The sequence below is a fragment of the Comamonas sp. F1-6 genome (genome assembly GCF_039581415.1).
Taxonomy (GTDB): domain Bacteria; phylum Pseudomonadota; class Gammaproteobacteria; order Burkholderiales; family Burkholderiaceae_C; genus Comamonas; species Comamonas thiooxydans.
Window position 1 is genome coordinate 21,050 of record NZ_JBCPWN010000005.1, and the last position, 20,136, is coordinate 41,185.

Genomic DNA, 20,136 nt, shown 5'->3' on the forward strand with positions numbered 1-20,136 from the left:
ACCGGGTACAGCAAAAGCAAAGAAGGCCGCAGTGTAGTCGCCACAACGGCCCTGCTCTTGCGTGCAGTCAGTGCACCGACCTATTCGACCACCACCGGACTGAACTCCGGTGGCGCGCCGAAGTAGGCGCGCGGCGACGGCGGCTGCGCGCCATCGATATCCTGCACGCCGTACTCGCTGGCCAGCTCGGCCGTATAGAACACGCCGCCGGAGCGCTTTTCCAGGCAGTCGGCATCGCCATGCAAGGCCAGTACCACCCGACCTATGAATTGCGGCGTTTCGGCGCTGTCGAAGCTGTCGCCGTATTTGTCGGGTTCGGCCGCGCAGACGCGTTCGGAACGTTCGGTCCTGACCAGTCCGGGCCAGAGCGAGACCACGCTCACGCCGGCAGGCTTGAAATCGTGGGCCATGTCGAAGCTCATCTTGTCCGTGCCGGCCTTGCCCGCGCCATAAGCCGGCCCATGCATATAGCAGCGGCTGCCTGCCGACGAGATATTGACCACCAGGCCGCGCGCCGCGATCAGCAGGCCGGCCGCGCAATGACTGGCCACGTAGGTGGAACGCAGACCCACATCGAGCAGCCCGGTCATCTCCAGCGGCTTCTGCCAGAAGGGGCCGGGTACGGTCAACGGATCGGGAATCGCAATCGCACAATTGACCAGAATATCGAGCCGGCCATGCTCGCGACGCACACGCTCGAACAGCGCCGCCACCTGGACATCATCGCCATGGTCACAGGCCACGGCAATGCCGCGGCCGCCGGCTGCCGTCACATCGGCAGCTGTTCTGCCTACCGTGCCCGGCAGCGGCGAGTCGCCCTCCTTCACGCTGCGCCCGGTGACATAGACGGTGGCCCCCGATGCACCCAGCGCCAGCGCCACACCCCGGCCCACGCCACGGCTGGCCCCCGTCACCACACATACCAAAGCCTGGCTCATGCTCTTTCCTTTGTGTCTTGAAGCAGCATGAATCTGAACCAGACGAGGGAACCCGGCAACGTCCGATAAGACTAGGTGTTGCGCTGCATGCGCTGCTGTGCCCAGACATGTCGGGCCAGTGTCTGCTGCGCCAGTTGGAGCACGGGCGCATCCACCATCTTGCCGTTGACGGTGCAGACGCCGCCGCCAGAGGCCTGCATGGCCTGCACCACCGCACTGGCCTGAACCACGGCCGGATCGCAAGGAGCAAACACGCGGTTGACCGTGCCGACCTGGTCCGGGTGTATGCACAGCTTGGCGCCAAAGCCCATGCGCAGCGCGCGCCGGGTGTCGATCTCCAGGCGTGCCACATCCTTGGTGTCGATGGTGACGCCATCCACGACACGGGCCAGGCCCCGCCGGCGCGATGCCAGGATCAGCGCCAGACGCACCGGCAGCAGCTCGGCTTCGTCCGGCTCGCACTGCATGCCGGCATCGACCTGAAAGTCCAGATGCCCGAAAGCCAGCCGCACCACCTGCGCAGTGCCGGCAAGCGCATCGCAGGCATCCAGGCCGGCCACGCTTTCCACCAGGGGCAGCAACGCACAGCGCGGGCCTGCTGCACCGGCAATCTGCTGCAGCACCGCCGCGCTTTCCGCCTTGGGCACCACGGCCCCGGCCACGCCGACGGCCACCAGCCGCGCCAGCGCCTGCAGATCTTCATCGAACCATGGCGTTCCCCAGGCATTGATACGTACCAGCAGCCGTTCTCGCTCGGACATGGAAAGCTGCTGCACGGCCTGCTCCAGTGCCAATCTGGCGGCCGGCTTGTCGCCAGGCGCCACGGCATCCTCGCAGTCGGCGATCACCATATCGGCGCCGCTGGCAAGAGCCTTGGCAAGCCGCTGCGGCCGGTTGGCGGGGACGAACAGAAAAGTGCAGGCGTTATGCAGCAAGGTGCTCATGGCGTCTCTTGGGAATGCAGGATGTCAATCGGGTGGTGGTGGCCCGCGCCGGGGCGCGGGCCTCATGCCGTGCACGGTCTCACTCGGCCGATACGCCGGCGGCCTTGATGACGGTGCGCCAGCGCGCGACTTCGGCCTCCAGGTGCTTGCGCAGTCCTTCTGGTGTGGCCTTTTCGGGTGTTACAAGGTCGGAGCTGAGTTCGGCGATGCGCTTTCTGACGTTGTCGTCCTTGATGGCCACGTTCAGCGCCTTGTTGATGGCCATGACCACCTCCTTGGGCGTGCCCTTGGGCGCATACATGCCGTGCCAGACCTTGACGTCAAAGCCTTTGAGGCCCTGTTCGTCCAGCGTCGGGATATTGGGCAGCGACGACAGGCGCTGAGGTGTGGTCACGCCGAAGACCTTCGCGCGCTTGCCGTCCTGGATCACGGGCACGGTCTGCGTGGTCTGGTCGCACAGCAGGTCGACCTGCCCGCCCATCAGATCGTTCATGGCGGGACCGGCCCCCTTGTAGGGCACGACGGTCAGCTTCACACCCGCCTGGTGCATGAACAGCATGCCGCACAGCTGCGACACGGCGCCCACGCCAGCATTGGCCAGCGACACCTTGTCCTGCTGCTTTTTCACATAGTCCAGCAGCTCGGCAAAGTTGTTGGCCGGGAAGTCCTTGCGCGACAGCAGGGTCATGGGGACGTCCAGCACCTGGCCGATGTACTCGAAGTCCTTTAGCGGGTCATAGGGCAGCTTTTTGTACAGCGATGGCGCAGTGGCCATGCCCATGTGATGGATCAATATGGTGTAGCCGTCGGGCTTGGAGCGCACGATGCGCGCCGGCGCCAGCGTGCCGCCTGCGCCCACGGTGTTTTCGACAAGCACCGACTGTCCCAGGTACTGCCCCATCGGCACGGCCAGCAGCCGCGCCACCACATCGGTAGGCCCTCCGGCGCTGTAGGGAACGACCAGGGTCACGGGTTTGTCCGGCCAGCCTGCAGCCATGACGCCGCTGCTGGCAGCGAATGCGCAGGCTGCGGCCGAGGCGCAGATCAGTCGGCGGCGGATGGATCGATATTGCATGTTTTGTCTCCTTTGCACTTTGTGGAAGCGGGAGGCACTCTGTGGTGGCGCCTTTTGCCCGAGGGATGCCGGCCTTGGCTGCACCGGCGAAAAGAAACTCAATAAGACTCACGCAAACAAGAATGCAGCAACGGCCTACCTCCTGAGGCAGTCGTCTGGCCTGAATCGATTTTGCGTAAGTCGTGTCAATCCAGCAGATGCCGTACCTGCGGCCATTGCGCGACCTGCCACAGCCTTGCCACCGCTGCCTGGGCGTGCTCGGCGGGCACATGGCCGCCGTAGGCGATCAGCCGCAGCGCCTTGGCCGTGATTTCCTCGCGCGACAGCGTGTTGCCGGGGTCGCCCTTGGGCTCGTCGACACGGCCCTTGAGCAAACGGCCATCCGTGGTCTGCACGCTGACCTTGCCTATCCAGCGTCGGGGATAGGCAGCGTCGACCTCGGCATCAAGCTCCATGCTCACCTTGTCGCGCAGCGCCACGGTTTCCTGTGCCAGATAGTCGCGGTCGAACTCCGTCAGCCCCGCATGGCCATGACGCGCCGCCAGCGCCAGCACGGTGCCCATGGAGAACTTGCTCTGGTGCACGGTGCTCGGCCTGACCACGGGGCCCAGCACATCGATGGCGCCCTGATGCACATGACAGGTGACCTGGGCCAGGTCGGCGGGGGTCAGGTCATGGTCCTGCATGACCTGCAGCAGCGCATCGGCGGCCGGGTGGGTGTGGCGGCATGAGGCATGCCATTTGAACGAGGTCTCGGCCGTGGCCCAGCGTGTGCCCAGCCTATCGCAGAGCCGTGCCGGGTCGGCATCCGTGGACATGCCTGCCGCCAGTCCCTGCGGCCCCGTGAAGATGTCCTGCGCGCCCGTGAAGCCGTCCTGCGCCAGGAAGGCGGCCATCAGTCCTGCTGAGGCAGCATGCGCCGTGTGCAGCTGCTTGCTGTCGGCGCCTGTGCGCAGGAACTCCCACAGCCCCGCCGACTGCGTGCCGGCCGAGCCGAAGGCATGCTGCATCTGCTCGGGCGTCAGCTTGAGCAGACGGCCCACGGCGGCAGCCGCCGCCAGCGTGCCGGCCGTGGCCGTGGTGTGGAAGATGCGGTAGTGGCTGCGACCCAGAAACTCGCCCACCCGGATGCCGACCTCATAGCCGGCAACACAGGCCTGCATGAGCTCGACGCCGCTGGCACCAAGGCTCTGCGCCACAGCCAGTGCGGGCGGGAAGACCACGGCTGCAGGATGAAACACCGAGCCGTTGTGCACATCGTCCTGCTCGGCCACATGCGAAGCAGCGGCATTGGCCAGGGCCGCCATCATGGGCGAGCTGGTGGAGGCACTGCCCAAGATTTCGCAAGCGCCCTGTGCCGGGCCCTGGGACAGCGCAAAGCGCATGATGCTCTGCACGGGGCGCGCGTTCTGGCCGGCGAGAGCGGAGCCGAACCAGTCCACCCACAGATCCTCGGCGCGGCGCTGCACCTGCAGTGGGACATCCTCCCAGCACAGCGTGGCCGCGAACCGCGCCAGCGGATGAATGCTCACTTGGGTCTCGTTCTTCATGGAATCACTCCCGCGCATACGCTGCGCACAGCTTTCACAGAGTTGCTTCTTCGGCGTACAGAGCACGGATGCGCTCGGCCGACCAGCCCAGCTCGGCCAGGATGGCCGCACTGTGCTCGCCTACGGAGGGCACAGCCTCCATGCGGTAGTCAAAGGCGCTGTTGGCACCGGGCGGCAGCAGTGCCTGCACCGGCCCGGCCGGCGTTCCCACACTGCACCAGCGCTGGCGTGCGGCCAGCTGCGGATGGGCCCACAGACCCGCCATGTCGTTGACTCGCGCATTGGCAATGCCTGCCGCGTCCAGCCGCTGCACGACCTGGGCCGCATCCAGCGCGTTGAACACATCCAGGATCAGCGCTCGCAGCTCCTCGCGGTTGGCGTTGCGCTGCGCATTGCTGTCAAAGCGCGCATCGCCAGCCAGAGCAGGCTGCAGCAGCACCTGCTCGCAAAAGGTCTTCCATTCGCGCTCGTTCTGCAGGCCAAGCATCACCGTGCCGCCGTCACCCGCCTCGAAGGGACCATAGGGGTAGATGCTGGCATGCGATGCGCCCGTGCGCGGCGGCGGCGGCGCGCCGTCCCAGGCGTAGTACATGGGGTAACCCATCCACTCGCCCAGCGCCTCCAGCATGGAGACGTCGATATGGCTGCCCTCGCCCGTACGGCCTCGCAGCAGCAGGGCCGAAAGAATATTGGTGTAGGCGTACATCCCGGCCGCGATGTCGGCCACCGAGATACCGGCCTTGGACGGAACCTGCTCCGTGCCCGTGACCGATAGAAACCCCGCCTCGCTCTGGATCAGCAGGTCGTAGGCCTTCTTGTCGCGGTAGGGACCGTCGGCGCCATAGCCGCTGATGTCGCAGACGATGAGCCTGGGATTGTGGGCCTTCAGCACCTCCCAGGACAGACCCATGCGCGCAGCCGCGCCGGGCGCCAGGTTCTGCACCAGCACGTCGGTGCCTTCGAGCAGCTGCATCAGAGCCTCCAGTGCGTCGGGCCGCTTGAGATCGAGCGCCAGGCTTTGCTTGCTGCGGTTGATCCAGGTGAAGTGCGAGGACTGGCCGTTGACGCGCTGGTCGTAGCCGCGCGCGAAATCACCGCTTCCCGGACGTTCCACCTTGATCACGCGCGCCCCCAGATCAGCGAGCTGGCGGGTGCAGAAAGGCGCAGCCACCGCATGTTCCAGCGAAACGACGGTGATGCCGTCGAGGGGTCGTTTTTTTTCAGTCATGTCGGTCTTCCATAGCGCAGTCCAAGGCACGCCGGGCATGGCCCACCTCAGAGACAGCAAGCAAGGGCCTGGGCCGGCCGCGCCGCCCCGCAGCGAGGCTGTCGTCCCCCTGCCCGCGCACAGCGCGAGAGCGGGGGGAAGGCGCGCAGCGCCTCAGGGGGGTGTCGCACATCAAAACGAGCGGGGCAGCCCGAGGATGTGCTCGGCCACATAGGAATAGATCAGGTTGGTGGAGATCGGCGCCACCTGATAGAGGCGGGTTTCGCGGAACTTGCGCTCCACGTCGTACTCGCAGGCAAAGCCGAAGCCACCGTGGAACTGGATGCAGGCATTGGCGGCCTCCCAGCTGGCCTTGGCCGCAAGATACTTGGCCATATTGGCCTGAGCGCCCATGGACTCTCGAGCGTCGAACAATTCGCAGGCCTTCCAGCGCATGAGATTGGCGGCCTCGACCTCGATAAAGGCATCGGCGATCGGGAACTGCACTCCCTGGTTCTGGCCGATGGGACGGCCGAACACCTGGCGGTCCTTCACGTAGTTCGTCACACGGTCCAGGAACCAGTAGCCGTCGCCTATGCACTCGGCCGCGATCAGCGTGCGCTCGGCGTTCAGGCCGTCGAGGATGTACTTGAAGCCCTTGCCTTCCTCGCCGATCAGGTTCTCCTCGGGAATCTCCAGATCCTCGAAGAACAGCTCGTTGGTCTCGTGGTTGACCATATTGAGGATGGGGCGCACGGTCATGCCCTTCTTCTCGGCCTCGCGCAGATCGACCATGAAGATGGACATGCCCTCGCTTTTCTTCTTCACTTCTGCCAGCGGTGTGGTGCGCGCCAGCAGGATCATGAAGTCGCTGTGCTGGATGCGGCTGATCCAGACCTTCTGGCCATTGATCACATAGCGCCCGTCCTTCTTCACGGCGCTGGTCTTGATCTTGGTGGTGTCCGTGCCCGTGGTGGGCTCCGTGACACCCATGGACTGCAGCCGCCATTCGCCCGAAGCGATGCGCGGCAGATATTTCTCCTTCTGCGCCTGCGAGCCATGGCGCAGCAGTGTGCCCATGTTGTACATCTGGCCGTGGCAGGCGCCCGAGTTGCCGCCGCAGCGGTTGATTTCCTCCATGATGACGCTGGCCTCGGTCAGCCCCAGGCCGCTGCCGCCGTACTCCTGCGGAATCAGCGCGGCCAGCCAGCCTGCCTGCGTGAGCGCGTTGACGAAGGCTTCGGGGTAGACGCGCTGCTCGTCGATCTTGCGGAAATACTCGTCGGGAAACTCCGCACACAGCGCACGGATGGCATCGCGGATCTCATGGTGGTTGTTGGAGCTGGTGTGTTCGATCATTTCAAGCCTTCTGGCGACAAACGCTTGTCCAGCAAGCGCTATCAGCTATGGGTTTCAGTCTTCAAGCCACTGTGGCCGTGGCCTGCATGGTCAGAAGCCCTTCGTGGTCCTGCGCCCACAGGTCGATGGTCCTGCCGTCCTCGCGCGGCTTTCCGTGCACGCTGAAAGGATGCAGGTCGAAGGTCGGTCGCAAGGCCTTGAAGTCGAACGCGACCACCCTGGCGCCCTGCACCTGGCGGCGCAGCAGATCGAGCAGCAGCGTGGCAATCAGCGGACCATGCACGATCAGGCCCGGGTAGCCCTCGACCTGGGTCACGTACCGGCGGTCGTAGTGGATGCGGTGGCCGTTGAAGGTCAGCGCCGAGTAGCGAAACAGCAGAACGTCATCGGGCACGATGGTGCGCGACCAGGCAGCCTGGCCCGCGAGCGGCGGCTGCTGCGGTGGCGGCACCGGGTCGCCGTGCCTTGCAGCGGCCCGGTAGACGATGTCGTGCTCTTCAGTCAGCGCCAGACCGTCCTGGTTCGAGAACCGGTGTTCCACCAGCACGAACAGCAACTCGCCCGAGCGTCCGGTCTTGTGCTGCACGCTGCGGATGGTGGAGACGCGCTGCACTTGCTGCCCCACACGCAGCGGATTACCCGCTTCCCAGCGCAGCCGCCCGCCCGCCCACATGCGGCGCGGCAGCGGCACGGGCGGCAGGAAGCCACCGCGCCGGGGATGCCCGTCGGGGCCGATCTCGCTCTGGCGCGCATGCGGCAGGAAATACAGCCAGTGCCACAGCGGCGCCACCGGCGTACCGTGTGCGGGAGCAGGGTCATCCCGGTCCAGCGTGGCCGACAGGGCACGCAGCGGAGCGGCGGTGATGACGTCGGACATGGTCTCGCTGCGCTCCTGCCAAGACTGGAGCTTGGTCAGCGCGGCTGCGTCGATCTGGACAGTGTTCGGGTTCATGGATGGAAGTGCTGGAAGGGATTCAGTTCACCGTGGCGCCGGAGGTCTTCACGATATGCGCCCATTTGGCGATGTCCTGCTTGAGGACGGCAGCCAGCTCGTCGGGCGTGACTTGACGCTCTGGCGTGCCCGCAAGCTCCACGCCCTGGGCCTGCAACTGGGCGCGCATGTCCTTGTCCGCCATGGCCTGCTGCATGCCTTCGCGCAGCCGGCTCATCACCGCAGGCGGCAGGCCGCGCGGCGCGAACAGGGCAATCCACAGCGTGCCGTTGTAGCCAGGCACGAACTCACCCAGCGAGGGCACTTCGGGCAGCAAGGGCGAGCGCGCTGCACTGCTGACCGCCAGCGCCCGCAGCTTGCCCGACTTGATGTACTGCAGCGTGGACGGCAGGCTGCCGAACAGCAGCGGTAGCTGCCCGCCCAGCACATCGTTAAGTGCCGGCGCTACGCCCTTGTAGGGGACATGCTGCAGCTGCACGCCGGCCATTTGGTTAAGCATCTCGCCCAGCAGGTGGTTGAGCGTACCGTTGCCTGCCGATGCATATTGCAATTCACCGGGCTTGGACCTGGCCAGGGCCAGCAGCTCGGGAACAGTCCGGGCAGGAAATGATGGATGGGCCAGCAGCACATTGGGCACGGCGCCGATCATGCTCACCGGCGTGAAGTCGCCCACCGGATCGAAGCCCGGCGACTTGTAGAGTGCGGGATTGATGGCCTGGCTGCTGCTGATGGTCATCAGCAATGTATGGCCGTCCCTGGCGGCCTTGGCCACGGCCTGGGTACCGATGTTGCCACCCGCACCGGGGCGGTTCTCGACCACCGTGCCCACGGACAGCTTCTCGCCCAGTTTCTGCGCCACGATGCGGCCCACGATGTCATTGGTTCCGCCCGCTGCCTGGGGCACCACCAGCACGATGGGGCGGGCGGGATAGGAGGTCTGCGCCCAGGTCGGCAGGCCCAGGGTCAGCAGGGCGCCGGCGCAGAGGCTGCGGCGCGATACCGATGGAGTGGAGGGCGGGGCTGATCGGACTGGCACGGCGACTGTCTCCTCTTTTGGGGTTGATAGCCCTATGCTCGCTGGCGCCAGCTCTGTGCACAATCTCTGATATTGGAATCAAGCCTTTTGTTTTTCCGAAGCCTTGACTTGATTGGTATAAACCATGAGCCGCCATGCAATTCGATCTCAAGGATCTAAGACTCTTTGTTTTGATAGCACAGACAGGAAGCCTGACAAGGGCTTCTGAACAATCTCACCTATCGCTTGCAGCCACCAGCGCACGTGTCAAGGCACTGGAGGAGCAGGCCGGCATGCCTTTGCTGATACGAGAGGCTAGAGGGGTAAAACTGTCGGCACCCGGCGAGGCCTTTTTGCACCATGCGCGCGCCATGCTGCAGCATTCGCAGCAATTGCAAGCCGACCTGCAGGAGTACGGCGCGGGCCTGCGCGGCCATGTGCGCGTATTCGCCAACACCACGGCCGTGACGGAGTTCATGCCCGACATACTTGCGGCCTACCTCACCCAGCACCCGCACATCAGCGTGGATCTGCAGGAGCGCCCCAATGCCGGCATTGCCGCCGACATCCGCGACGGCCGCGCCGACCTGGGCATCGTGGCTGGCGAGGTGGACACGCACGGCCTGCGCGTGCTGCATTTCAGCACCGACCGGCTGGTGCTGGTGACCCCCGACACCGCGCGCTGGGCGGACATGAGCAGCGTGGCCTTTGCCGATGTGCTGCACGAGCGCTTTGTGGGCATGCACCGCGGCAGCACGCTGCAGACCTTTCTGGAGCGGCTGAGCCAGCAACTGGGCACCACGCTGAAGCTGCGCATACAGTTGTCCAGCTTCGACTCGATGTGCCGCATGGTCGCGGCAGGCGTTGGCGTGGCCGTGGTTCCCGAGACCGTGGCCCAGCGCTACCGCGGCCTGCCGCGCGTCTGCCGCGTGCCGCTGACCGACGCCTGGGCAGTGCGCCCCCGCTATATGTTGGTGCGCGAGGAGCAGCAGGTATCGGCCCAGCTGCAGGAACTGATGGACGCCATCGCTGCCTACCATGAGCACGGCGAGAGCAACGTGACGCAGAGCGAATCTGGCCGCTAGAACGACGCGGCTGCGAGCACGCGTGATCGCAGCCGCGGCAGGTCGATGACGGTGATGCCGCCGTATTCGATCTCTATCTGGCCGGCCGCCGCCAGGCGCCGCAGCGCTGCGTTGCAGCGCTGGCGCGACAGGCCGGAGAGGTTGGCGATCTCCTCCTGGGACACCCGCAGGCGCGGGTCGCTTCCCGGATGCAGCCAGGGGTGGAACAGGCCTACCAGTGCACGCGCCACCTGACTGTCGGTATCGAGCAGATGGTGGGCCGCAAAGTTGCCCAGGAACCAGTGCATGCGCTCGTTGATCTGACGCAGCAAAAAGGCTTCGAAGCTGCGCTCGCTGCCGCGCAGCCATTCAAAGACCTCGGCAGGCATCAAGGCCACGCGGCTGTCTCGCAGAGCGATCACGTCCGCCGTGCGCGCCACTCCGCGCAGCACCGTTCCCTCGCCGAACCAGCTGCCCACCGACAGACCTCCCAGCGTGACCGAGCGACCGTCGGCGCTGCTCACCGACCATTTGAGCAGCCCTTCGATGGCGCCATACCAGTGCCGAGGCGCATCTCCCATACGGCACAGCGCAGTGCCCGCGGGCAGGTCCACCTCGCGCATCTCGGCACGCACGCGTTCGCGCACGGCAACGTCGAGCGCGGGAAACCAGGCCGAGCCAGACAGCAGTTCATCGAGGGTGGGACGGGCCGCGGCCGTTGAGCGGTGATGGCGGGCGATGGTGAAGCTCCTTGCGTACTTACCCCGAGGTCAAATGTCATCGCAACGACTGATTCGTGCAGGGGTGAAAAAAATAATAGCTGACGACCCAACCCCACGCATCAGGAGACGCCATGAGCAAGCGCAAAGTGATCGTGACCATTGCCCCCACGGGCGGCATGGCCCACAAATCGCAGAACCCCTATCTCCCTACCCAGCCGGACGAGATCGCCGAGGACGTGGTGCGCTGCTGCAATGCGGGCGCCAGCGTGGCTGCCATCCATGCGCGCCGCCCCGATGACGGCGCCACCTGCAATGCCGACATCTACCGCGACATCAACACCCGCATCCGCGCTGCGGGCTGCGACATCGTGATCAACAACTCCACGGGTGGTGGCGTGCACGGCGACATGGTGCGCGAGCTGCAGGGCGGGCGCTGGGAAATCGCCTGGGAGGAGCGCATCAAGGGCATGGACGCAGGCGCCGAGATGTGCACGCTGGATGCGACCACGCTGAACCTGAGCTTCGGCGGGCGCGAGATCCTCATGGACACGCCGCTGTCCCGGGGCCGCGAGCTGGCCGTAGGCATGAAGGCACGCGGCATCAAGCCAGAGTGGGAGGTCTTCGCACACACCCATATCCTGCAGGACGTGACCACGCTGATCGAGGAAGACCACGATGCCGCACCGCACTTCATCAACCTGGTGATGAACGTCCACCGCAACTTCCAGAACGCCATGCCGTTCTCGCCGCGCTACCTGCAGCAGATGGTGGACGTTCTGCCCGCCAACAGCATCTTCTGCGTCAGCGGCATCGGCCCCTCGCAGCTGGAGGCCAATGTGGCTGCGCTTCTGCTGGGCGGCCATGCGCGTGTGGGCCTGGAGGACAACCTCTACTACCGCCAGGGCGAGCTGGCCACCAATGTGCAGCTGACGGAGCGCATCGTGCGCCTGATCCGCGATCTCGACATGGAGCCCGCCACACCCGAGGAAGCGCGTCAGATCATGGGGCTGCAACGCGGCGGCATGCCGCTGCCCGCGTTCGCGCCCGCCGCCATGGCACAGGCTGCCTGAGCAGCACAGTTCGCACAACAACGAGGAGACAGCATCATGAACTTCACATGCAAGGCCCTGGCCGGCGCCGTGACGCTGGCCGGTGCGGCCACGGCAGCAGCCCAGATTTCGGACGATGTGATACGCATAGGCTTCATCAGCGACATGTCGGGCGTATACCGCGACTACGACGGACCGGCAGGCGCAGAGGCCATACGCATGGCCATCGCCGACATGGGCGGAGCCATCAACGGCAAGAAGATCGAGCTTGTGGCGGCCGACCACCAGAACAAGGCCGACATCGCCGCAGCCAAGGCGCGCCAATGGTTCGACGTGGAGCGCTTCGACATGCTGATCGGCGGCGTGAACTCGGGCGCGGCCATTGCCATGGCGGGCGTGGCGCGCGATAAGCGCAAGCCCTATTTCGTGGTCGGCTCGGGTGCTTCCAGCCTCACCAACGAGCAGTGTTCGCCCTACACGGTCATGTATGCCTACGACACGGTGGCCATGGCGCGCGGAACGGCCAGCGCCGTGCTCAAGAGCGGCGGCAAACGCTGGTTCTTCGTGACGGCCGACTATGCCTTCGGCAATGCGCTTCAGGCCGATGCCGCCAAGGTGCTTGAAGCCGGCAGCGGCAACGTGGCCGGTGCGGTCAAGCACCCGCTGGGCGCCAGCGACTTCTCGTCCTTCATGCTGCAGGCTCTGGCGGCCAAGCCCGATGTACTGGCCCTGGCCAACGCAGGCGGCGACACGGTCAACGCCATCAAGTCGGCGGCGGAATTCGGGCTGGCGCAGAAGATGAAGCTCGCGGGCATGATCATCACCATTCAGGACGTGCACGCCCTGGGCCTGAAGACAGCACAGGGCATGTATCTGACCGACAGCTGGTACTGGAACCAGAGCCCCGAGGCCAGCGCATGGGCGCGGCGCTTCTTCGACAAGCACAAGCGCATGCCCACCTCATTCCATGCGGGCGACTACTCCGCCACGCTACAGTACCTCAAGGCCGTGCAGGCCGCGGGCACGGACGATGGCACCAAGGTGATGGAACAGCTCAGGAAGACCCGTTTCAACGACATGTTCGTCAAGGATGGCTGGCTGCGCGCCGACGGCCTGATGGTGCATGACATGCATCTGATGCAGGTGAAGACGCCGGCCGAATCCAGAGAGCCCTGGGACTACTACAAGGTGGTCGAGACCATCCGAGGCGAGGCCGCCTGGACCACACGCGCCGAGACGCGCTGCGCGCAATGGAAGACATCATGAGCGCAGCCGCACCCGTGATACGGCGCGTGGCCGTGGTCGGCACCGGCGTGATCGGTGCCAGCTGGGCAGCGTTCTTCCTGGCGCACGGCCTGGATGTGACGGCCACCGATCCAGCACCCGGCGCCGAGCAGCGCCTGCGCGAAGCGGTGCAGCGCCACTGGCCGACCATGCAACGCATGGGGCTGGTGGATGGAGCTTCGCTCGAACGCCTGCGCTTCGACGCCGAACTTGAGCGTGCGCTGGACGGCTGCGACTTCGTGCAGGAAAGCGGCCCCGAACGCGCCGACTTCAAGGCTGACCTCTATGCGCGCATGGACGCGGCCACACCACCCCGGGTACTGCTGGCCAGCAGCAGCTCGGGTCTGCCGGTCAGCGGCATGCAGGCACGCTGCAAGACGCCGCAGCGCGTGGTTCTGGGCCATCCCTTCAATCCGCCGCACCTGATTCCGCTGGTGGAAGTGGGTGGTGGCGATGCCACCTCGCCAGACAGCATCCAGCGCGCCATGGACTTCTACGCAGCGCTGGGCAAGCGCCCCATTCATGTGCGGCGCGAGATCGCTGGCCACATCGCCAACCGCCTGCAGGCCGCGCTGTGGCGCGAGGCCTTTCACCTCGTTGACCAGGGGGTGGCCAGCGTCAGCGACATCGACACGGCCATCGCCCACGGCCCCGGCCTGCGCTGGGCGCTGATGGGGCCATTCATGAACCTGCATCTGTCTGGCGGACAGGGCGGCATGCAGCATCTGCTGGAGCACCTGGGCGGCCCCATCGAAAGCTGGTGGCGCGATCTTGGCAATCCGGCCATGACAGAGGCGCTCAAGGCTCATGTGGTGCAGGGCGTGGCCGAGGCGCGCGGCATGCGCCGCGAGGAGGAGCTGGAGCGCACGCGCGACGAGTTGCTGACCGACCTGATACGTGCCAAGGCCCAGGGCTCGCTGTTCTGAGCCCACATAAAGGAGCATGCATGCAAGCCATAGACTTCCTGTCCGATCCGCAGCAGGTGGCCCCGCCGCGAAGCCTGCGCATCGATCTCGACGACGGCAGCTTCGTGCTGCGATCGCCCGTGGCGCTCAAGCCCTATGCACGTTGCGTGGGCGAGTGGCTGGAGCGTTGGGCGCGCGAAACACCCGAGGCGCCGGCCCTGGCCGAGCGCACGCCCGACGGCAGCGGCTGGCGCATGCTGAGCTGGGGCGAGCTGCGCGAGGCCGTGGGACGCACGGCCCAGGGGCTGCTGGACCTGGATCTGCTCCCCGGCCCTGTGGTCATCCTGTCGGACAATGCCATCGATCACGCGGTGCTGATGCTGGCCGCCATGCACGTGGGCCGGGCAGCCTGCTCGCTGTCCAGTGCCTACTCGCGCACGGCGCGCGACTTCGGACGGCTGCGCCAGATGCTCCAGGTGCTGCAGCCCGCGCTGATCTACGCATCGGACGCGCGTCTGTACGGACCGGCGCTGGCGGCCTGCGAAACCCGCGCGCCCTGCGTCTTCAGCGCACATGCACCGCACTGGCCTGGCGGGCTGGATTTCGGGGCGCTCATGGCCAGACCCGAGACAGTCGCCGTGCGCACCGCCTATGAGGCCATCGCGCCCGACACGCATGCCAAATACCTGCTGACCTCGGGCTCCACAGGCACGCCCAAGGTCGTCATCAACACGCACCGCATGCTGTGCGCCAACCAGCAGCAAATGGCGCAGACCTGGCGCTTCCTGGAGCATGAAAAGCCCGTGCTCGTGGACTGGCTGCCCTGGAGCCACACCTTCGGCGGCAACCACAACCTGCATCTGGTACTGGCGCACGGCGGCACGCTCTACATCGACGAGGGCAGGCCCGCACCGGGTCTGATCGAGAAGACGGTGCGCAATCTGCGCGAAGTCCGCCCCACGCTGTGGTTCAACGTGCCGCGCGGCTTCGACATGGTGCTGCCGCTGATGGAGGCCGACAACGCGCTGGCGGCGGACATGCTCTCGCGCCTTCGCCTGGCCTTCTACGCAGCTGCGGCGCTGGCCCCCTCGACCTGGAAGCGACTGGAGGCGGTGGCCCAGCGCGTGCGCCCGGGCCGCCCCCTGTGGCTGACCACTTCCTGGGGCTGCACCGAGACCTCGCCCGCGATCACCTCGGCCCACTGGCAGCTCGACGGCGCAGGCTGCATAGGTGCGCCGCTGCCCGGGCTGGAGCTCAAGTTCGTCCCCAACGGCAACAAGCAGGAAATGCGCGTGAAGGGCGTGTCGGTTTTCCCCGGCTACCGCGACGCACCGCGCGAAACGGCAGCGGCCTTCGACGAGGAAGGTTATTACCGCATCGGCGACGCAGGCTTCGTCGTGGACGAGCAGCGACCCGAGCGTGGCGTGATCTTCAACGGCCGCGTGGCCGAGGACTTCAAGCTCTCCAGCGGCACCTGGGTCTCGGTGGGAACGCTGCGCGTGGAACTGGTGTCGCGCCTGGCGCCATGGGTGCAGGACATCGTCATCGCAGGCCACGACCGTGACGAGCTGGGCCTGCTGGTATTTGCCACGCCCGCAGGCGCTGCCGCCCCCGAAACCCTGGCACAGGCACTGCGCCGCGTGATGCACGAGCAGCGCGACGCAGGCGCGGGCAGCTCGCAAAGCCCCGGCTGCGCGCTGGTGCTGGCCGATCCGCCGGACGCGGAGGCCGGAGAGATCACCGACAAGGGCTACGTCAACCAGCGCGCGGTGCTGACGCGGCGCGCCGATGCGGTGCGACGTCTGTTCGCTTCAAAGGATGCATCGGTCATTCGCTGCAACAGCTAAAACCATAGCATTCATCGCAAGTCAGTATTCAAATCTTGGCGTAAGCAATCCAGATCTTATGCATTACAAGCGATGACAGCTATCAAATCAGATGGTTGCTCCAGGCGCACAGAATATCCGCTCAAGCCCGCTCAGGCGTGCTCCGCCTGCTCCAGCTCCTGCGCCAGCGTGAGCACGAGTTCGGCGGCGGGCATGGCGCGAGCCAGCGGTGCGCCCTGGCCGGCCCAGTGCGCGGCATAGTCGCTGCTGCCCTGCGCGCTGGCGGCCTGGTGCAGCGCCTTGCCTGCGTCATACACCATGGGATAGGCAGGCAGCGCTCCCGCATAGTCCCGTCCCAGCTGGTGCAGACGGTTGAACATGCCGCGCGCAGGACGCCCGGAAATGGCGGCGGTGATAGCCGTGTGCTGCGCGCTGTCGCCTTGCAGCTCGGCGCGGTAGGCCTGGCTGGCGGCGGATTCGGGGCAGAGGATGAAGGCCGTGCCCATCTGCACGGCGCAGGCTCCGAGCTGCAAAGCGGCAGCGATGCCGGCACCGTCCATGATGCCGCCTGCGGCGACCACGGGCAGGCGGGACTCGCGCGCCAGCAGCCGCACCAGCGCCAAAGTGCCCATCAGTCTGTCCTGCTCGGGCACGAAAGCGCCGCGATGGCCGCCCGCCTCCATGCCCTGGGCCACGATCACATCCACCCCGGCCTGCTCGATCTGGCGCGCCTCATCGAGACTGGTGGCGCAGGCCAGCGTGGTGATGCCGGCGGCGCGCAAGGCATCGACAAAACTCTGCTCCGGCAGGCCGAAATGAAAGCTCACCACGGCGGGACGCAGCTCCAGCAGCATGGCCTGCAATCGCGCATTGCCCAGCGCTGACTCGTAGATGCAGCGCAGGCCAGACGGCACGGACGCGCCGTAGCGCTCGAACTCCGGCGCCAGATAGCGCAGCCACTGTGCTTCGCGCTCGGCATCTGCTACCGGCGCACGATGACAGAAGAGGTTGACGTTGAAGGGGCGATCGGTCAGCGCACGCGTCTGTTCGATGTGCTGGCGCGCCTGCTCAAGGCCGTAGGCGCCTATGCCGACCGAGCCCAGGGCGTATGCATTGCTCACGGCAGCCGCCAGCTGCGGGGTCGAGGTCCCGGCCATCGGGGCCTGAATGATGGGATGCTGCAGACCCAGGCCTGTCATCCACAAAGGTAGTTTGCTCATCGCGCGTCTCCCGGTTGTCACATCTCGATCCTGATCATTGCGCAGTGCGGGCCAGGCGGCTTGAGGCCACCAGCAGCGCCCCCAGGCCCAGCGCTGCGCAGCCCAGCACGAACAGCTGGCGATAGCTGCCGCTGCTGGCGTAAACAAATGCCATCAGATAGCCGGAGCTGGCCTGCAGCAGCGCAAATGCCGCCGTGGCGTAGCCCCACATTTTCTTGTGCTGGCCGGGGCCGATGAGCTGCATCAGATAGCCCGAGGTGATGGCAGCCATGCCCGGCGACAGCGCCCCCACCAGAAAGCCCGACAGCGCATGGCCGCCGAAACCTGCCCAGGCCAGCGGCAGGCCGATGGCCACGGCCTTGAGGGCATAGGCGCCCGTGGTCGTACCCCACCAGCCCCAGCGCGTGGCACAGTAGGCCGCACACAGCGGCCCGACCATCGCGCCAAGCCCGAAGAATGCCCATTGCGTCGAGGCATAGGCGCCGCCCAGCTGCAGCTCGCGATCCAGGTAGTCCACCCAGAACACGGTGTGCGGCACAAAGCCGAAGGCGTCGCAGGCATAGGCGACCAGCACCAGAATCACCGCCAGGCTCCATGGCGTTGTGCTGGAGGCTGCGACCGCCGTGGGCTGGATCGCCACCGGTGCATGCAGCGGGATCTGACGCGCAGCATGCCGGCCGCTGTAAAGCGCCAGCGCAGACAGCGCCGTCAACGCCCACCATACGGCACTCAGGCTGCTGCGCGCAAACATGGGCACCAGCGTGGCGGCCAGCAAGGCGCCCACGCCAATGCCGCAGAACATCAGCGGGCCCAGCGTGGCACGGCGCTGCGGCGCTGCGGCAGCCATGGCCACCGACGGGCCCAGCACCATCAGCGCGGCACCGGCAATGCCGGAGATCAGCCGCCAGACAAAGAACAGGGCCATGGGCTGGGGCAGGCTGCAGCCTGCAAAGCTCAGCGTCACGGCCACCCAGCAGATCACCAGCACGCGCAACGCGCCCATGCGCTCGGCCAGCGGCGCGGCGACCAAAGCCCCGATCAGATAGCCGAGCAGATTGGCGGCCCCCAGATAAGCCACCTGCTCGCCGCTGAACCAGCCCGCATGCACCATCTGCGGCATCAGCGCCGTATAGGCGAAACGGGCCAGGCCGACGCCGCTCAGGGTGGCCATGAAGCCGGTCAACAGCAGGGGAAGTTCTTTGCGTTCGATCACAGCTCGGGTTATGGAGGGGAAATTGGCATCAAGCCTAAACGCTGCGACTTGATCATGTCCAATGATTCAAAATGATGACTTGCATCTCAATTCGAGATATTGGAGCCGCATATGCAACTCAAATCCCTGCGCATGTTCGAAGCCGTCTGCGAAAGCGGCAGCTTTGGTGCCGCAGCCCAGCTTCTGCACACCGTGCAATCCAATGTCACGGCCCATATCAAAAAGCTCGAGGACGAAGCAGGCGTGCAGCTGCTGATGCGAGCCAACCCGGTCTTTCCCACTCCGGCCGGACGCACGCTGCTGGAGTCTGCGCGGCAGATGCTGCAGTCGCATGACCAGGTGCTGGCCATGCTGCAAGCCCGGCAGTTTGCAGCCGGCCAGGTCAAGAGCGCCTTGCGCATAGGTTCGATGGAAACCACGGCCGCACTGCGTCTGCCACCACTGCTGGCCGAGTTGCGCAGGCAGCATCCGGGTATCGACCTGGAGCTGGACGCCCAGCCCAGCGCCGCATTGCTGATGGAGCTGGCGGCCGGTCGCATCGACTGTGCCTTCATCAACGGTGCCGCACCACAAAACGAGCTGCAATCCTGGCCGGTATTTCGTGAAGAGCTGGTGCTGGTCAGCGGACAGCCGCTGACGCGCTTCCCCACCGCCGCAGAGTTCAGCAGCGCCGTGTTTCTGGCCTTTCGCCAGGGCTGCAGCTACCGCCAACGGATCGAGTTGCTGATGGCTTCGATGGGGGTGACGGCGGTACGCATCATGGAGCTGGGCATGCTGGACACCATCCTCGGCTGCGTGGCCGCCGGCATGGGCTATGCGCTGCTGTCGCGCTCGCTGGTCGAAGCCCAGCAGCAGCGCTTTGGCGTGCATTGGATGACTCTGCCCGGCAAGAGCGGGCAGGAGCTGGCCTTTGTCGACACCTGTTTTGTGACCGCTGCCGTACAAGGCTGGTCGCCGGCACTGCATGCATTTGCGCAGGTACTGGGTGTCAATCCGCAGGCCACACGGGCACAGCCCGTGGCGCTGGCTCTTGCCGCCTGAGAGCGGCAGGACATCACGGCTGCATCAGCGCGCGGCGATACTGCAATGCCTCGGCCAGATGGGTTTGCGTGATGGCATCCGAGTCCGCCAGATCGGCAATGGTTCGCGCCACCTTCAACGCCCGGTGCGTGCCGCGCGCCGACCAGCCAAGGCGCGCTGCAGCCTTGTGGGCAAAGGTCAGCGCCTCGGGCTCCAGCTGCAGATGCGTGTCGAGCTGTGCCCCCTGCAACTGATGATTGGGCAGGCCCTGGCGCTGCAAGGCCTTGTCCCTGGCCGCACTCACGCGTTGCTGCACGGCAGCGCTGCCCTCCCCTTCGGGCGCTGCAAGCAACTCCTCGGGCGACAGCGCTGCCACCTCCACATGCAGATCGATACGGTCCAGCAAGGGTCCGCTGATGCGTGCCTGATAACGTGCCACCTGATCGGGCGAGCAGCGGCAGGCCCTGATGCGCGATCCCCAGAAGCCGCAGGGACAGGGGTTCATGGCCGCCACCAGCAGGAAACGGGCCGGGAACTCCGCCCTCTGCACGGCCCGCACGATGGTGATGCGCCCGGTCTCCAGCGGCTCTCGCAGGGCCTCCAGGGCGCTGCGCGCGAACTCGGGCAGCTCATCCAGGAAAAGCGCACCGCAATGGGCATATGAAATCTCGCCGGGCCGGGGCGGAGAGCCGCTGTTAATTACAGCGAAATCGTTAACTTTAGACACCCTCTTTTCCTCTAAAGGGGCGTAGATTTTTACTTTGAAAGGCTTAACTGCGCACAACGAAATACT

General features: G+C 65.9%; 17 protein-coding genes and 1 pseudogene. 6 read left to right on the forward strand and 12 right to left on the reverse strand.

Features of this window, described 5'->3' with window-relative positions:
- Positions 1–80 precede the first annotated feature (80 nt).
- From AAIL66_RS06770 to AAIL66_RS06805, 8 genes are all read right to left on the reverse strand, one after another.
- Positions 81–938: an SDR family NAD(P)-dependent oxidoreductase gene (locus AAIL66_RS06770; RefSeq protein WP_343496306.1), complete on the reverse strand. Its 858-nt coding sequence runs from the start codon at positions 936–938 to the stop codon at positions 81–83.
- 71 nt (positions 939–1,009) lie between these two features.
- Positions 1,010–1,882, reverse strand: a complete 873-nt coding sequence (locus AAIL66_RS06775) for a CoA ester lyase (protein WP_224649512.1) — start codon at positions 1,880–1,882, stop codon at positions 1,010–1,012.
- A gap of 79 nt (positions 1,883–1,961) precedes the next feature.
- Positions 1,962–2,957 (reverse strand): tripartite tricarboxylate transporter substrate binding protein BugD, encoded by a 996-nt coding sequence (locus AAIL66_RS06780; RefSeq protein ID WP_343496307.1) that lies wholly within the window; start codon positions 2,955–2,957, stop codon positions 1,962–1,964.
- 185 nt (positions 2,958–3,142) lie between these two features.
- Positions 3,143–4,507: an MmgE/PrpD family protein gene (locus AAIL66_RS06785; protein ID WP_343496308.1), complete on the reverse strand. Its 1,365-nt coding sequence runs from the start codon at positions 4,505–4,507 to the stop codon at positions 3,143–3,145.
- A gap of 34 nt (positions 4,508–4,541) precedes the next feature.
- Positions 4,542–5,735, reverse strand: a complete 1,194-nt coding sequence (locus tag AAIL66_RS06790; protein WP_343496309.1) for a CaiB/BaiF CoA-transferase family protein — start codon at positions 5,733–5,735, stop codon at positions 4,542–4,544.
- 171 nt (positions 5,736–5,906) lie between these two features.
- Entirely contained in the window at positions 5,907–7,073 is a 1,167-nt protein-coding gene (locus AAIL66_RS06795) for an acyl-CoA dehydrogenase family protein (RefSeq protein ID WP_343496310.1), read from the reverse strand.
- A 61-nt stretch (positions 7,074–7,134) separates the two neighbouring features.
- A complete protein-coding gene (locus tag AAIL66_RS06800) occupies positions 7,135–8,025 on the reverse strand; it encodes a MaoC family dehydratase N-terminal domain-containing protein (RefSeq protein ID WP_343496311.1) in 891 nt (296 codons plus the stop codon).
- Positions 8,026–8,047: 22 nt separating this feature from the next.
- Positions 8,048–9,061, reverse strand: a complete 1,014-nt coding sequence (locus AAIL66_RS06805; protein ID WP_343496312.1) for a tripartite tricarboxylate transporter substrate binding protein — start codon at positions 9,059–9,061, stop codon at positions 8,048–8,050.
- A 134-nt stretch (positions 9,062–9,195) separates the two neighbouring features.
- Between AAIL66_RS06805 and AAIL66_RS06810 the strand changes: the two genes are divergently transcribed.
- A complete protein-coding gene (locus AAIL66_RS06810) occupies positions 9,196–10,125 on the forward strand; it encodes a LysR substrate-binding domain-containing protein (RefSeq protein WP_343496313.1) in 930 nt (309 codons plus the stop codon).
- Here the strand turns inward: AAIL66_RS06810 and AAIL66_RS06815 are convergent.
- The gene (locus AAIL66_RS06815) at positions 10,122–10,751 is read right to left on the reverse strand and encodes a Crp/Fnr family transcriptional regulator (RefSeq protein ID WP_231905838.1); all 630 of its coding nucleotides are present in this window, start codon (positions 10,749–10,751) and stop codon (positions 10,122–10,124) included. The two genes, AAIL66_RS06810 and AAIL66_RS06815, sit on opposite strands and share 4 nt — an antisense overlap.
- A gap of 206 nt (positions 10,752–10,957) precedes the next feature.
- Between AAIL66_RS06815 and AAIL66_RS06820 the strand changes: the two genes are divergently transcribed.
- From AAIL66_RS06820 to AAIL66_RS06835, 4 genes are read left to right on the forward strand one after another with little or no spacing between them, the layout of a single operon-like run.
- Positions 10,958–11,896: a 3-keto-5-aminohexanoate cleavage protein gene (locus AAIL66_RS06820; protein WP_343496314.1), complete on the forward strand. Its 939-nt coding sequence runs from the start codon at positions 10,958–10,960 to the stop codon at positions 11,894–11,896.
- A 36-nt stretch (positions 11,897–11,932) separates the two neighbouring features.
- Positions 11,933–13,141, forward strand: a complete 1,209-nt coding sequence (locus AAIL66_RS06825) for an ABC transporter substrate-binding protein (protein WP_012836699.1) — start codon at positions 11,933–11,935, stop codon at positions 13,139–13,141.
- A complete protein-coding gene (locus tag AAIL66_RS06830; RefSeq protein WP_343496315.1) occupies positions 13,138–14,085 on the forward strand; it encodes a 3-hydroxyacyl-CoA dehydrogenase NAD-binding domain-containing protein in 948 nt (315 codons plus the stop codon). Before AAIL66_RS06825 ends, AAIL66_RS06830 begins: the two co-directional genes overlap by 4 nt.
- A 20-nt stretch (positions 14,086–14,105) precedes the next feature.
- Complete coding sequence (locus AAIL66_RS06835) at positions 14,106–15,911, forward strand: feruloyl-CoA synthase (RefSeq protein WP_343496316.1); 1,806 nt, start codon at positions 14,106–14,108, stop codon at positions 15,909–15,911.
- Between the two features lie 131 nt (positions 15,912–16,042).
- Here the strand turns inward: AAIL66_RS06835 and AAIL66_RS06840 are convergent, their stop codons facing one another.
- Both AAIL66_RS06840 and AAIL66_RS06845 read right to left on the reverse strand, forming a co-directional pair.
- Entirely contained in the window at positions 16,043–17,110 is a 1,068-nt protein-coding gene (locus AAIL66_RS06840; protein ID WP_343496317.1) for a nitronate monooxygenase, read from the reverse strand.
- Between the two features lie 34 nt (positions 17,111–17,144).
- Positions 17,145–18,323, reverse strand: a complete 1,179-nt coding sequence (locus tag AAIL66_RS06845; protein WP_343496318.1) for a YbfB/YjiJ family MFS transporter — start codon at positions 18,321–18,323, stop codon at positions 17,145–17,147.
- A gap of 111 nt (positions 18,324–18,434) precedes the next feature.
- Between AAIL66_RS06845 and AAIL66_RS06850 the strand changes: the two genes are divergently transcribed.
- Positions 18,435–19,364 (forward strand): LysR substrate-binding domain-containing protein, encoded by a 930-nt coding sequence (locus tag AAIL66_RS06850; RefSeq protein ID WP_343496319.1) that lies wholly within the window; start codon positions 18,435–18,437, stop codon positions 19,362–19,364.
- A 13-nt stretch (positions 19,365–19,377) separates the two neighbouring features.
- Here AAIL66_RS06850 and AAIL66_RS06855 read toward each other — a convergent pair.
- A pseudogene (locus AAIL66_RS06855) lies at positions 19,378–20,049 on the reverse strand (ATP-binding protein); the annotation flags it as partial.
- Between the last annotated feature and the right edge of the window lie 87 nt (positions 20,050–20,136).